A 14,359-nucleotide genomic window follows, 5' to 3' on the forward strand; every position below is an offset into this window, starting at 1 on the left:
CGGGAACAGTCACCGCGTTTTCCCCGGAGTGCATCCGGGCTACAGGAGCTTTTATGCCCCAGGAATTCGACTACATCATCATCGGCGCCGGCTCGGCCGGTAACGTGCTGGCCACCCGCCTGACCGAGGACGCCGACGTCAGCGTGCTGCTGCTGGAAGCCGGCGGCCCGGATTATCGCCTGGATTTTCGCACCCAGATGCCCGCCGCTCTGGCCTTCCCATTACAAGGCCGGCGCTATAACTGGGCCTACCTGACCGAACCCGAACCGCATATGAACAACCGCCGTATGGAGTGCGGGCGCGGCAAGGGCCTGGGCGGCTCGTCCCTGATCAACGGCATGTGCTACATCCGCGGCAACGCCATGGATTATGACGGCTGGGCCGAGGAAAAAGGCCTGGAAGACTGGAGCTATCTGGATTGCCTGCCGTATTTCCGCAAGGCGGAAACCCGTGACATCGGCGCCAATGCATACCACGGCGGCGATGGCCCGGTGTCGGTAACCACGCCGAAAAACGGCAATAACCCGCTGTTCCACGCCATGATCGAAGCCGGCGTGCAGGCCGGTTATCCGCGCACCGACGACCTCAATGGTTACCAGCAGGAAGGCTTCGGCCCAATGGACCGTACCGTCACGCCCAAGGGCCGCCGTTCCAGCACCGCGCGTGGTTATCTCGACCAAGCGCGCGAGCGGCCAAATCTGACCATCGTTACCCACGCACAGACTGACCGCATTCTGTTCAGCGGCAAACGCGCCAGCGGCGTGGCGTATCTGCAGGGCGATAACGACACACCGATCACCGTCAACGCGCGCCGCGAAGTGCTGCTGTGTGGCGGCGCGATTGCCTCACCGCAGGTGCTGCAACGCTCCGGCGTCGGCCCGGCGGCGCTGCTGCGCGAGCTGGACATCCCCTTGGTGCACGACCTGCCTGGCGTCGGCCAGAACCTGCAGGATCACCTGGAGGTGTACCTGCAATACGCCTGCAAGCAACCGGTGTCGCTGTACCCGGCGCTGCAATGGTGGAACCAGCCGATGATCGGCGCCAACTGGCTATTCCTCGGCAAGGGCATCGGCGCCAGCAACCAGTTCGAGGCCGGCGGCTTTATCCGCTCAAGCAGCGAGTTCGAATGGCCGAATATCCAATACCACTTCCTGCCGGTGGCGATTAACTACAACGGCAGCAACGCGGTGAAGGAACACGGCTTCCAGGCGCACATGGGCTCCATGCGCTCGCCAAGCCGTGGGCGCATTCAGGTCAAATCCAAAGACCCGCGCCAGCACCCGAGCATCCTCTTCAACTACATGGCGCACGAGCAGGACTGGCGCGAGTTCCGCGACGGCATCCGCATCACCCGCGAAATCATGGCGCAATCCGCCCTGGACCCGTATCGCGGCCGTGAGATCAGCCCCGGCGCCGAGCTGCAAACCGACGCCGAACTGGACGCCTTTATCCGCGAACATGCGGAAACGGCCTACCATCCGTCGTGTTCCTGCAAGATGGGTGAAGACGACATGGCAGTGGTCGACGGCCAGGGCCGGGTGCACGGCGTGCAAGGCCTGCGGGTGGTGGATGCGTCGATCATGCCGCTGATTGTCACCGGCAATCTGAATGCGCCAACCATCATGATGGCCGAGAAGATCGCCGACAAAATCCGTGGCCGCGCCCCGCTGCCACGCAGCAGCGCGCCCTATTTCGTCGCGGGTAACGCGGCGGTGCGCGGCACGGCGCAGCGCTCCGCGTAACGCTTCACGCTACATCCAGACGCCGCAGTGGTTTCGCCTCTGCGGCGTTTGTCTATATATGCCCAGCGCGGCGTGATCTGCAGCCCATCGCGGCGGCCTTTAGCCCGGCGAAACCACGCGCTGCTTGAAGCTGCGGGCGAAGGGCGTCGATAATGCGCAGTTTTCAACCAGCGCCTTTGTGCGCCGCCGCCCCCACGGCCGACCGAGCAGACCATGAAAGACAGCATTCGCCACTTGATCCAGCAAGCCCTGACCCGCCTCACTGCCGACGGCGTGCTGCCGGAAGGCCTGAGCCCGGCCATTCAGGTGGAGAACACCAAGGACAAGACCCACGGCGACTTTGCCAGCAACATCGCCATGATGCTGGCAAAGCCGGCCGGCATGAAGCCGCGTGACCTGGCCGAGAAGCTGATCGCCGCGCTGCCGAGCGATGCTGCGATCAGCAAGGTCGAGATCGCCGGCCCGGGTTTCCTCAATTTCTATCAGAACACCCAAGCCCTGGCCGCGCGCCTGGATGCCCTGCTGGCTGACGCCAAGCTCGGCGTGCGCAAAGCCGGCCCGGCGCAGCGCGTGGTGGTCGACCTGTCGGCGCCCAACCTGGCCAAAGAGATGCACGTCGGCCATTTGCGCTCGACCATCATCGGTGACGGCGTGGCGCGGGTGCTGGAGTTCCTCGGCGACGAGGTGATCCGGCAGAACCACGTGGGCGACTGGGGTACCCAGTTCGGCATGCTGCTGGCCTTTATGCAGGAAAACCCGGCCGCCGCCGAAAGCGAGCTGGCGGACCTGGAAGGTTTCTACCGCGCGGCGAAGAAGCGCTTCGACGAATCCCCTGAGTTCGCCGAGCGGGCCCGCGAGCTGGTGGTGCAGCTGCAAGCCGGCGACGCCGAATGCCTGCGCCTGTGGCACCGCTTCAACGATATTTCCCTGAGCCACTGCCAGGCGTTGTATGACCGCCTCGGCGTGAAGCTGAGCATGGCCGACGTGAAAGGTGAAAGCGCCTACAACGACGACCTGGCCAACGTGGTCGCCGATCTCAAGGCCAAGGGCCTGCTCAGCGAAAGCGACGGCGCCCAGTGCGTGTTTATGGACGAGTTCAAGAACGCCGAAGGCAACCCGCTGCCGCTGATCGTGCAGAAAGCCGGCGGCGGCTACCTGTACGCCACCACCGACCTGGCAGCTACCCGCTACCGCGCCAATGTATTGAAAGCTGATCGCGCGCTGTACTTCGTCGATCAGCGCCAGGCCCTGCACTTCCAGATGGTCTTCACTGCCGCGCGTCTGGCTGGCTTCGTCCCGGCCAGCATGCAGCTGGAACATATGGGCTTCGGCACCATGAACGGCGCCGATGGCCGCCCGTTCAAGACCCGCGACGGCGGCACGGTGAAGCTGGTCGACCTGCTCGATGAAGCCGAAGAACGCGCCTACACCCTGGTCAAAGGCAAGAACCCTGAACTGGACGAAACCGAACTGCGCCAGATCGCTCGCGCGGTGGGCATCGGTGCAGTGAAATACGCCGACCTGTCCAAGCATCGCACCAGCGACTACCGCTTCAACTTCGAGCTGATGCTGAGCTTTGAGGGCAACACCGCGCCGTATCTGCTGTACGCCTACACCCGCGTGGCCAGCGTATTCCGCAAGCTGGGCAAGGGTTTCGACGAGATCGGCGGCAACCTCAACCTGCAGGCCGCTCACGAAATCGAACTGGCCGGGAAACTCGCGCAGTTCGCCGAAGTGCTCGCCAGCGTCGCCGACAAGGGCGAGCCGCACCTGCTCTGCGCCTACCTGTACGACCTGGCCGGGTTGTTCTCCAGCTTCTACGAAAACTGCCCGATCCTCTCCACCGAGGACGAAGCGCTGCGCAACAGCCGCCTGCGCCTGGCCGCACTGACCGCGCGCACGCTCAAGCAAGGCCTGGAACTGCTCGGCCTGGAAACCCTGGAGCGCATGTAAGTGGCGGCGAAAAAGAAACCTGCCGCCAAACGCGGCGCCAGCCGTTACCAGGCACCCTCGAAAAAACCGGTGCCGGGCTGGTTCTGGCTGGTCTGCGGTCTGGTGATCGGCGGCTTTATGGTGTTTCTGTTCAGCCTCGAACCGGGCCGCGACGAGATCAAGCGCACCAAGGTCGAACAGGAGCGCGCCACTCAGGCCAGCAAAGCTGCAGCCGCCAAGCCCGCTACCAGCGAGCCTGCCAAGCCCAAGTACGACTTCTACACCCTGCTGCCAGAATCAGAAGTGATCCTGCCGCCGCAGGCCATCGAGCAACCGGTGGCCGTGCCTGAGCAGAAACCAGTCACCCCGGAAGAAGCCGCGAAGATCGATGCCGCACGCGCCGAAGCGGCACTCAACGGCCAGGTGCCGCCACCGCCGCCGGTGGTCGCCAAAGGTCCGGTCAGCTCGCAGTTCTTCCTTCAGGCTGGCTCGTTCCGCCGCAAGGACGACGCCGACAGCCTGCGCGCGCAGATCATCCTGCTCGGGCAAAGCGTGCAGGTGGAATCCGGAACGGTGCGCGAGGAAACCTGGCACCGCGTGCTGGTCGGCCCCTTCGCCACCCGCGAACAGCTCGGCCAGGCGCAGAAAACCCTCTCCGCCAGCGGCTTCAGCAATCTGTTGTTACAGCAGCGTCAGGCGCAATAAACCGCACGATTTCAGGCCCTGCGGCGCGCTCTGCCGACTATTTGTCGGACAGCATGCGCTACAGGGCTTGAAGCGGGCTGCCGCTGCCCCCACTTCATTCGGCATTGGGCACTTTCGCCCCGCTGCGTGGAGACTCTCCCCTTGACCACCATCGTTTCAGTGCGCCGCAACGGCAAAGTCGTCATGGGCGGCGACGGCCAGGTGTCCCTCGGCAATACCGTGATGAAAGGCAACGCGAAGAAAGTTCGCCGCCTGTACCACGGCCAGGTGCTGGCCGGTTTTGCCGGCGCCACCGCCGACGCCTTTACCCTGTTTGAACGCTTTGAAGGCCAGCTGGAAAAGCACCAGGGCCATCTGGTGCGCGCAGCCGTCGAGCTGGCCAAAGACTGGCGCACCGACCGCTCGCTGAGCCGCCTGGAAGCCATGCTGGCAGTGGCTAACAAGGACGCCTCGCTGATCATCACCGGCAACGGCGACGTGGTTGAGCCCGAGCATGGCCTGATCGCCATGGGCTCCGGCGGCGGTTTCGCCCAAGCCGCAGCCATGGCCCTGCTGCAGAAAACCGATTTGAGTGCCCGTGAAATCACCGAAACCGCGCTGAACATTGCCGGCTCCATTTGTGTCTTCACTAACCAAACCTTGACTATCGAAGAAGAAGACTGCGCTGAGTAAGCGCGCCTTCTTCTGGAGTAAACCCGCATGTCCATGACGCCCCGCGAGATCGTTCACGAACTCAACCGCCATATCATCGGTCAGGATGACGCCAAGCGCGCCGTGGCCATTGCCCTGCGCAACCGCTGGCGGCGCATGCAGCTGCCGGTTGAGCTGCGCGCTGAAGTCACGCCAAAGAACATCCTGATGATCGGCCCGACCGGCGTCGGCAAGACCGAAATCGCCCGCCGCCTGGCCAAGCTGGCCAATGCGCCGTTTATCAAGGTGGAAGCGACCAAGTTCACCGAGGTCGGCTATGTCGGCCGTGATGTCGAGTCGATCATCCGCGACCTCGCCGATGCGGCGATCAAGATGCTGCGCGAGCAGGAGATGATCAAAGTGCGCCACCGCGCTGAAGATGCTGCCGAAGAGCGCATCCTCGACGCCCTGCTGCCGCCGCCACGCACCGGCTTCAACGAAGACCCGGCGCCGAGCAACGACTCCAACACCCGCCAGCTGTTCCGCAAGCGCCTGCGCGAGGGTCAGCTGGATGACAAGGACATCGAGATCGAAGTGGCCGATGCGCCGGCCGGCATCGAAATCATGACTCCGCCGGGCATGGAAGAGATGACCAACCAGCTGCAAAGCCTGTTTTCCAACATGGGCAAGGGCAAGAAGAAGAGCCGCAAGCTCAAGGTCAAGGAAGCCCTGAAGATGGTGCGCGATGAAGAAGCCGCGCGCCTGGTCAACGAGGAAGAACTCAAGGCCCAGGCCCTGGAAGCCGTGGAACAGAACGGCATCGTGTTTATCGACGAGATCGACAAAGTGGCCAAACGCGGCAACACCGGCGGTGCCGACGTGTCCCGCGAAGGCGTGCAGCGCGACCTGCTGCCGCTGATCGAAGGCTGCACGGTGAACACTAAGCTGGGCATGGTGAAAACCGACCACATCCTGTTTATCGCCTCCGGCGCGTTCCACCTGAGCAAGCCGAGCGACCTGGTGCCCGAGCTGCAAGGCCGCCTGCCGATTCGCGTGGAGCTGAAAGCCCTGACCCCGCAGGATTTCGAGCGCATCCTCACCGAGCCGCATGCCTCGCTCACCGAGCAATACGCTGCACTGCTCAACACCGAAGGCCTGGGCATCCAGTTCGTTGCCGAAGGCATCAAGCGCATCGCCGAGATTGCCTATCAGGTCAACGAAAAGACCGAGAACATCGGCGCGCGCCGCCTGCACACCCTGCTCGAGCGCCTGTTGGAGGAAGTCTCTTTCAGCGCTGGCGACCTGGCTGGCCAGCAGAACGGCACGCCGATCGTGATCGACGCCGCTTACGTCAACAGCCACCTCGGCGAGTTGGCGCAGGACGAAGACCTGTCGCGCTATATTCTGTAACGCGCCCCGCCCTGGCCCGGATGCTCTCCGGGCCAGGGCGCCATTCAGGAAGCGAGCATGCGCATCCCAACCGCAATAAAACTGCACAAAGCCTCGAAAACCCTGGAGCTGCATTACGGGACGGACGAGCGCTATACCCTGCCCGCCGAGTTCCTACGCGTGCATTCGCCGTCGGCGGAAGTGCAGGGCCACGGCAAACCGATCCTGCAGACCGGCAAGCTCGGCGTCGGCCTGAACAAGATCGAGCCAGCGGGCAATTACGCCCTCAAACTGACCTTCGATGACGGCCACGACAGCGGCCTGTTCACCTGGGATTATCTGGAGCAGCTATCCCTGCGCCAGACTGAACTGTGGAACGATTACCTCGCCACCCTCGCCGCCGCCGGCAAGTCCCGCGATCCCAGCGAGAGCGTGGTCAAGCTGATGCTCTGAAGTGCCCAGGCGATATACCGTCAGGAATTGACCCAGGTGCTTCAGCTATTTCCTCACTCCCGCACCACCAAACGGCAATCTGCCACAGCGCAGCAGCCCGTCTAGCTCGTTGATCCTGGCGGGTTAGAGCGCATTTTCTAATCCTTCCCTGCATACTCATCACGCATTCGGCCAGGATCGCGGCCGGCTTGCACAAATTCTCAAACTCGGGTAACCAAGTAGTTGGAAGTTTCTCGCGCCAGGCAGCCCCTGCGACGAGGACGATTGCGGAGCAATCCGCCCTTGGTAATCCGGGCAATACCTGGCCCTTAGCCCTGTGTCGCCGAGCACAGCAGTACGCCGGTATTTCGTCTCAGGACAATGGAGCGTTGTAGATGACAGATAAGAATAATGATGACCTGAAACACCAGGCCTCCGAGAACACGCTGGGCCTTAACCCGGTGATCGGCATCCGCGGTAAAGACCTACTTAGCTCCGCCCGAGTCGTACTCAAGCAAGCCCTCAAGCAACCCCTGCACAGCGCCAAACACCTCGCCCACTTCAGCATGGAGCTGAAGAACGTGATGCTCGGCCAATCCGACCTCACCCCCGCCGATGGCGACCGGCGCTTTGCCGATCCCGCCTGGAGCCAGAATCCGCTATACCGCCGCTACCTGCAGACCTACCTGGCCTGGCGCAAGGAGCTGCATGACTGGGTCGAGCACAGCAACCTGTCCGAACAGGATGCCAGCCGTGGTCACTTCGTGATCAACCTGATGACCGAAGCCATGGCCCCCAGCAACAGCATGGCCAACCCGGCCGCTGTTAAGCGCTTCTTCGAAACCGGCGGCAAGAGCCTGCTCGACGGCCTGTCGCACCTGGCCCAGGACATCGTCAACAACGGCGGCATGCCCAGCCAGGTCAACATGAACGCCTTCGAGGTCGGTAAAAGCCTGGCCACCACCGATGGCGCAGTGATTTTCCGCAACGACCTGCTGGAGCTGATCCAGTACAAGCCGATCACCGAGCAGGTACACGAACGTCCTCTGCTGGTAGTACCACCACAGATCAACAAGTTCTACGTGTTCGATCTGTCGCCGGAAAAGAGCGTGGCGCGCTTCCTGCTGCGCAATGGCGTGCAAACCTTCGTGGTGAGCTGGCGCAACCCGACCAAGGCACATCGCGAGTGGGGCCTGTCGACCTATATCGAAGCACTGAAAGAAGCCATCGACGTGGTCACCGCCGTCACCGGCAGCAAAGACATCAACATGCTCGGCGCCTGCTCCGGCGGCCTGACCACCACCTCGCTGTTGGGCCATTACGCCGCGCTGGGTGAGAAGAAGGTGCATGCGCTGACCCTGCTGGTCAGCGTGCTGGATAACCGTCTGGAAACCGATGTGGCGCTGTTCGCCGACGAAAAGAGCCTGGAGCTGGCCAAGCGCCGCTCCTATCAGGCCGGTGTGCTGGAAGGCAGCGACATGGCCAAGGTGTTCGCCTGGATGCGCCCCAACGACCTGATCTGGAACTACTGGGTCAACAACTACCTGCTCGGTAACGAGCCACCGGTGTTCGATATCCTCTACTGGAACAACGACACCACGCGCCTGCCCGCGGCCCTGCATGGCGAGTTTATCGACATGTTTACCTCCAACCCGCTGATCCGCGCGGGCGCACTGGAAGTCTGCGGCACGCCAATCGACCTCAAGCAGGTTACCAGCGACCTCTACTGCGTGGCCGGCACCACCGATCACATTACGCCGTGGGAGTCGTGCTACAAATCGGCCAATCTGTTCGGCGGTAATGTCGAGTTCGTCCTGTCCAACAGCGGGCATATTCAGAGCATTCTCAACCCGCCGGGTAACCCGAAAGCACGCTACATGACCAACACCCAGATGCATGCGGACCCGAAAACCTGGCAAGCCAGTTCGACCAAACATGCCGACTCCTGGTGGCTGCACTGGCAAGTCTGGCTGGGCGAGCGCTCCGGCGCGCACAAGAAGGCACCGACGCAGCTGGGCAACAAAAAATACCCGGCCGGCGAAGCGGCTCCCGGCACCTACGTGCACGAACGTTGATCACCTGCGCACTGCGCACACTGCCCGCGGCACTGGAGGTGTCGCTCGCCCACCCGCGCATTGGCGCGGGTGAGGCGAACCAGGCTTAGCCCTGGTGTTTCTGGAAAAGACCCGGAGGGTCTGATCCAGCGTTTTAATTGATAGGGCTTTTGCGCATGTCGCTACCTTTCGTATTCCGCACCATTGAACTGGACGGCCAGACCATCCGCACCGCGGTTCGCCCCGGTAACGGCGAGATGACTCCGTTGCTGATCTTTAACGGCATCGGCGCCAACCTGGAGCTGGTCATGCCGTTCGTGCGCGCCCTGGACCCCGGCCTGGAGGTCATCGCCTTCGACGTACCCGGTGTCGGCGGCTCCTCCACGCCCAGCACGCCCTACCGCTTTCCTGGCCTGGCCAAACTGGCCGCACGGATGCTCGATTACCTCGACTACGGTCAGGTCAATGCGATTGGCGTGTCATGGGGCGGAGCCCTGGCGCAGCAGTTTGCCCATGATTACCCCGAGCGCTGCAAGAAGCTGATCCTCGCGGCCACCTCGGCCGGCGCGGTGATGGTGCCTGGCAAACCCAAGGTGCTCTGGTGCATGGCCAGCCCGCGGCGTTATGTGCAACCGTCTTACGGCGTGCAGATTGCCCCGGAAATCTACGGTGGCGCATTCCGCCGCGACCCGAAACTGGCCCTGGCGCATGCCAGTAAAGTCCGTTCGGGCGGCAAGATGGGCTACTACTGGCAGCTGTTTGCCGGCCTCGGCTGGACCAGCATCCACTGGCTGCACAAGATTCGCCAACCGACGCTGGTGATGGCCGGCGATGATGACCCGCTCATCCCGCTGGTGAACATGCGTCTGCTGGCCTGGCGCATCCCCAACTCGGAATTGCACGTGATCGACGACGGCCACCTGTTCCTGGTAACCCGCGCCGAAGCTGTAGCGCCGATCATCATGAAGTTTCTTGAGGAAGAAAGGCAGCGCGCGATCATGCACCCACAACCCGCGCCAGCCCGCACGCTCGGCTAAGCGCACTCAAGCTGGGCGAGCACGTCAACAACACGCACCGGGGCTGTGCCCAAGCACAGTGCTTGACCCACTTTCGGGCACGTTGTATTACCTGAGAATTAGCGCGCGGCAGTCTGGAACGCCCATGCGCGCGCATTGGTATAAGCCTTGCTGCTTATCAAGTCTCATGGTTTGACGACGGAGTGTTGCCCAATGCGAGACCAACCTGCCAAACGTGCCCTGCCCGTACGCAGCAGCGCGATGAATGCCCAAAACGCAGTGGTCGGTCTGCGCGGCCGCGACCTGCTGTCCACCCTGCGCGGCCTGGCGCTGCAAGGGATCAAACAACCCATTCACAGCGCCCGCCATGTCGCCGCACTGGGCGGTCAACTGGGCCGCGTACTCTTGGGTGACAAACCGTTCAAGGTCAACCCGCAGGACCCGCGCTTCGCCGACCCGACCTGGCGTGACAACCCGATCTACAGCCGCAGCCTGCAAGCCTACCTGGCCTGCCAGAAGCAGTTGAACAGCTGGATCGACGAAAGCAACCTGGACGCTGACGACCGTGCCCGTGCGCGCTTTGTCGCCACCCTGCTCGGCGATGCCCTGGCGCCCAGCAACACCCTGCTCAACCCGCAAGTCATCAAAGAGCTATTCAACAGTGGCGGCAGCAGTCTGTTCAAGGGCGTGAGTCACCTGTTCGATGACTTGGTCAATAACGACGGCATGCCCAGCCAGGTCAGCAAACATGCCTTCGAAGTCGGCCGCAACCTGGCCACCACCAGCGGTGCCGTGGTGTTTCGCAGTGAACTGCTGGAGCTGATCCAGTACAAGCCGATGAGCGAAAAACAGTACGCCAAGCCGTTGCTGATCGTGCCGCCGCAAATCAACAAGTTCTATATTTTCGACCTCTCCAGCGAGAAGAGCTTCGTCCAGTACGCACTGAAGAATGGCCTGCAGACCTTCGTGGTCAGCTGGCGCAACCCTGACCCGCGACACCGCGAGTGGGGGCTTTCTAGCTACGTGGAAGCGCTGGAAGTCGCCATCGACGCCTGCCGCGAAATCACCGGCAGCAAGGACGTTAACCTGCTCGGCGCCTGCGCCGGTGGCCTGACCATTGCGGCACTGCAAGGTCATCTGCAGGCCAAGCGCCAGCTGCGCAAAGTGGCCAGCGCCACCTACATGGTCAGCCTGCTGGACAGCCAGATCGACAGCCCGGCCATGCTGTTTGCCGATGAGCTAACCCTCGAAGCCGCCAAACGCCGCTCCTACCAGCAGGGCGTGCTAGACGGTCGCGACATGGCACGGGTGTTCGCCTGGATGCGCCCCAACGACCTGATCTGGAATTACTGGATCAATAACTACCTGCTCGGCAAGCAGCCGCCGGCTTTCGACATTCTCTACTGGAACAACGACAACACCCGCCTACCCGCTGCTTTACACGGCGACCTGATCGATTTCTTCAAGCACAACCCGCTGACCCACCCACGCGGCCTGGAAGTCTGCGGTACACCCGTCGATCTGCAGAAGGTTACGGTCGACAGTTTCAGCGTCGCTGGGATCAACGATCACATCACCCCCTGGGATGCGGTGTACCGCTCTACCCTGCTGCTGGGCGGTGATCGGCGCTTTATTCTCTCCAACAGCGGACATATCCAGAGCATTCTCAACCCGCCGGGTAATCCGAAGTCCAATTACCTGGAGAACCCCAAGCTCACTGGTGACCCGCGCGCCTGGTACCACGATGCCGAGCACGTGCAAGGCAGCTGGTGGCCGGTGTGGCTGAGCTGGATGCAGGAGCGTTCGGGTGAACAAAAGGACACCCTGATGGCGCTTGGTAACCAGCACTACCCAGCCATGGAAGCTGCGCCCGGCACCTATGTGCACGTGCGCTAAAACACCCAAACATGCCTGATCAAACTGGCCGCAAACCCATGCGGCCAGGTATCGTCAGCCTTCCCGCGGCCAGAATAAGAAGACCGGATGAAAACCCGCGACAGAATCCTTGAATGTGCCCTGCTGCTGTTCAACCAGAAGGGCGAGCCGAATGTCTCCACCCTGGAAATCGCCAACGAGCTGGGCATCAGCCCAGGCAACCTCTACTACCACTTCCATGGCAAAGAGCCGCTGATCCTCGGTCTGTTCGAGCGCTTTCAAGCGGAACTCGCGCCGTTGCTTTCACCGCCCGAAGACGTGCAGCTGGATGTGGAAGATTACTGGCTGTTTCTGCACCTGATCGTCGAGCGCCTGGCGCACTACCGTTTCCTGTTCCAGGACCTGTCCAACCTGACCAGCCGTCTGCCAAAACTGGAACGCGGCATGCGTCATTGGCTCAACACCCTGAAACGCGCGCTGGCCGAATTGCTCGCCCAGCTGCAACTTGATGGCCAGTTGCAAAGCGACACACGTTCGCTCGGCCAACTGGTCGAGCAAATAACCCTGACCCTGCTGTTTTCCCTGGACTACCAACGCATCATCGGTCGCGAAGGCGAGAGTCGCCTGGTGGTGTATCAGGTGATGATGCTGGTGGCTCCACATCTGGCCGAAGAGTCACGCTACGCCGCCGAACACCTGGCGCAGCGCTACCTCGAAGATTAACGCGAATGCATAAACGCAAACGCCCGGCTCTAGGCCGGGCGTTTGCGTTGACTGCTGCGCGTCTTACGACTGGGCGGCAGGTGTTACAGGTGCAGCAGGTGCAGCGGCCGGTGCAGGTGCAGCAGCGGCGGCCGGAGCAGCAGCGGGCTTCGCGGCGGTCGGCTTGGCTGGTGCCTTGGCAGCGGGTTTAGCTGCTGGCTTGGCGGCTGGCTTAGCAGCAGCTTTGGCAGCAGGTTTAGCCGCTGGTTTGGCTGCAGCCTTGACGGCCGGTTTAGCCGCTGGCTTGGCAGCAGGTTTCGCTGCAGGCTTGGCGGCTGCTTTAGCAGCCGGCTTGGCTGCTGGCTTAGCAGCTGGTTTGGCCGCTACTTTCTTCACAGCAGGCTTGACCGACTTGACCGAAACACCGGTCAGTTGCTCGATCTGCTTGGTCAGGCTTTCAACTTTGGCGTTGAGCGCTTTCACTTCATTGCGGCTCGGAACACCGAGACGCGAAATGGCATTGTTCAGACGCTTGTCGAAGGCTTCTTCCAGCTCGCCCCACTTGCCAATAGCCTTGTCTTTGACTTCATCAACTTTCGATTTGGCAGTGTCCACTTTCGAACCCACAGTGGTCTTCACTGCGCCAACTTGCTTGTCAACTTCGGTCTTGGCTTGCTTCTCAGCTTTTTCGCCATCCTTGACCAGCGTATCGAACAGCTTGTTGCCGTCCTTGCTGACCTTGGAGTAGGCACCCAAACCAGCCAGCCAGATTTGACGCGAGTATTTTTCTACTTCGCCGATCCAGGAAGTGGTTTGCTTTTCGGTTTTCTTTTTGACAGCCATCCTGCTCTCCTTACTTGGTACGCGCGACGTGCTCGAGCAACGCGCTCAGCTCATCCAGCTTAGCAGACAGTACTTCAACATCCTGCTTGGACGGGATACCCATGCGATTCAGGGCGCTGGCAACACGGTTATCGAAGGCCTTCTCGATTTTGTCGAGCTGAACTTCGAACTTGCCTTTCACGCTGCTGACATTGCTGGTGACAGTGGTCTTAACGCTGTCGATCTGGCTGTTGGCGGCTTCAACTTGTTCGTTGACCAGTTTTTTGCCTTGTTTTTCAACGCCTTCGCCGCTCTTCACGAGTTCTTTGAAGTACTCGGAACCTTCCTGACCGGCTTTGGCGTATGCGCCCAGACCTGCCAGCCAGATTTTGCGGGCGTAAACTTTCGCGTCGCTCAGCACAGTGCTGGTTTCTTCAACGACGGCTTTCTTTTTAACGGCAACTTTCGACATGGTGCACCTCACTCTAAGTGTTTCGAGGAAACGCCCACGGAATGCAGGCTTAGGTGCACGGTATCGATGAAAATTAGAAACCGCATACTAAGCATGCGGAAAATTGCAGGAGCCATGCTCAAAAAGAGAGCAGCAACGGCCGTAAACCTCAGGCCTGCAGATTCTTGTCCAGCACCTCTTCGATCTCGCGTTTGATGCTGCCACTCATCGCCGACAGCAACAGCCCTAGGCTGAGCTGTACGCGCACACTGTGGTCATGCACCTCAATACGCCCATCCGCGCCGCTGCGCTTGAATTCCAGCGTGTCGCCATTCCAGCGGTAACGCACGTCATATTCACGAGCGAGGCGCTCGGCCAGTTGCTCGGCTTTTTCCCGGGCGACTTCGCGCCCCAGGGTGTGGGGACGTTCTACGGTGATTTTGGCCATGGCATTTCTCCTCGCCCGTTAACTGCGACCTTACGTCGCTGCGACTATAGCAAGGCTGCAGACCGCAAGCTGCACACGACGTCAGCGCTCAGTCCGTTGCAGAACTTTGTGGTTCGCCGCCGCACGGCCCAAACCCAGCGGGGCTTTTTGGGTTTAGAATG

General features: G+C 61.6%; 13 protein-coding genes. 10 read left to right on the plus strand and 3 right to left on the minus strand.

The features are described from left to right. Positions 1–53 precede the first annotated feature (53 nt). The 10 genes from betA to ALTER154_RS19860 all read left to right on the plus strand — a co-directional run bounded on the left by betA (position 54) and on the right by ALTER154_RS19860 (position 12,498). Positions 54–1,742, plus strand: a complete 1,689-nt coding sequence (gene betA, locus ALTER154_RS19815; RefSeq protein WP_160089650.1) for a choline dehydrogenase — start codon at positions 54–56, stop codon at positions 1,740–1,742. Positions 1,743–1,955: 213 nt separating this feature from the next. Then, positions 1,956–3,695: an arginine--tRNA ligase gene (gene argS / locus ALTER154_RS19820; protein WP_160089652.1), complete on the plus strand. Its 1,740-nt coding sequence runs from the start codon at positions 1,956–1,958 to the stop codon at positions 3,693–3,695. Next, positions 3,696–4,379 (plus strand): SPOR domain-containing protein, encoded by a 684-nt coding sequence (locus ALTER154_RS19825; RefSeq protein WP_160089654.1) that lies wholly within the window; start codon positions 3,696–3,698, stop codon positions 4,377–4,379. It abuts the gene before it with no gap. Between the two features lie 141 nt (positions 4,380–4,520). Beyond that, a complete protein-coding gene (gene hslV, locus ALTER154_RS19830) occupies positions 4,521–5,051 on the plus strand; it encodes an ATP-dependent protease subunit HslV (protein ID WP_090254921.1) in 531 nt (176 codons plus the stop codon). Between the two features lie 27 nt (positions 5,052–5,078). Next, on the plus strand, positions 5,079–6,419 hold the full coding sequence (gene hslU, locus ALTER154_RS19835) for an ATP-dependent protease ATPase subunit HslU (RefSeq protein ID WP_160089656.1): 1,341 nt from the start codon (positions 5,079–5,081) through the stop codon (positions 6,417–6,419). Between the two features lie 57 nt (positions 6,420–6,476). Then, positions 6,477–6,851 (plus strand): gamma-butyrobetaine hydroxylase-like domain-containing protein, encoded by a 375-nt coding sequence (locus tag ALTER154_RS19840; RefSeq protein ID WP_160089658.1) that lies wholly within the window; start codon positions 6,477–6,479, stop codon positions 6,849–6,851. A 374-nt stretch (positions 6,852–7,225) separates the two neighbouring features. Continuing rightward, complete coding sequence (phaC, locus tag ALTER154_RS19845) at positions 7,226–8,905, plus strand: class II poly(R)-hydroxyalkanoic acid synthase (protein ID WP_090254914.1); 1,680 nt, start codon at positions 7,226–7,228, stop codon at positions 8,903–8,905. Between the two features lie 155 nt (positions 8,906–9,060). Next, on the plus strand, positions 9,061–9,921 hold the full coding sequence (phaZ, locus tag ALTER154_RS19850; RefSeq protein ID WP_090254912.1) for a poly(3-hydroxyalkanoate) depolymerase: 861 nt from the start codon (positions 9,061–9,063) through the stop codon (positions 9,919–9,921). A 192-nt stretch (positions 9,922–10,113) separates the two neighbouring features. Continuing rightward, positions 10,114–11,796, plus strand: a complete 1,683-nt coding sequence (gene phaC, locus ALTER154_RS19855) for a class II poly(R)-hydroxyalkanoic acid synthase (RefSeq protein ID WP_160089660.1) — start codon at positions 10,114–10,116, stop codon at positions 11,794–11,796. A gap of 87 nt (positions 11,797–11,883) precedes the next feature. Further along, positions 11,884–12,498 (plus strand): TetR/AcrR family transcriptional regulator, encoded by a 615-nt coding sequence (locus ALTER154_RS19860; RefSeq protein ID WP_160089662.1) that lies wholly within the window; start codon positions 11,884–11,886, stop codon positions 12,496–12,498. 63 nt (positions 12,499–12,561) lie between these two features. Here ALTER154_RS19860 and ALTER154_RS19865 read toward each other — a convergent pair whose 3' ends face one another. The 3 genes from ALTER154_RS19865 to ALTER154_RS19875 all read right to left on the minus strand — a co-directional run bounded on the left by ALTER154_RS19865 (position 12,562) and on the right by ALTER154_RS19875 (position 14,198). Beyond that, entirely contained in the window at positions 12,562–13,320 is a 759-nt protein-coding gene (locus ALTER154_RS19865; protein ID WP_160089664.1) for a phasin family protein, read from the minus strand. 10 nt (positions 13,321–13,330) lie between these two features. Next, positions 13,331–13,771, minus strand: a complete 441-nt coding sequence (locus ALTER154_RS19870) for a phasin family protein (protein WP_090254904.1) — start codon at positions 13,769–13,771, stop codon at positions 13,331–13,333. A gap of 148 nt (positions 13,772–13,919) precedes the next feature. Beyond that, a complete protein-coding gene (locus ALTER154_RS19875; RefSeq protein WP_090254902.1) occupies positions 13,920–14,198 on the minus strand; it encodes a polyhydroxyalkanoic acid system family protein in 279 nt (92 codons plus the stop codon). Between the last annotated feature and the right edge of the window lie 161 nt (positions 14,199–14,359).

It is taken from the genome of Pseudomonas sp. 9AZ, assembly GCF_902506525.1.
In the GTDB taxonomy this organism is placed as follows: Bacteria; Pseudomonadota; Gammaproteobacteria; order Pseudomonadales; family Pseudomonadaceae; genus Aquipseudomonas; species Aquipseudomonas peli.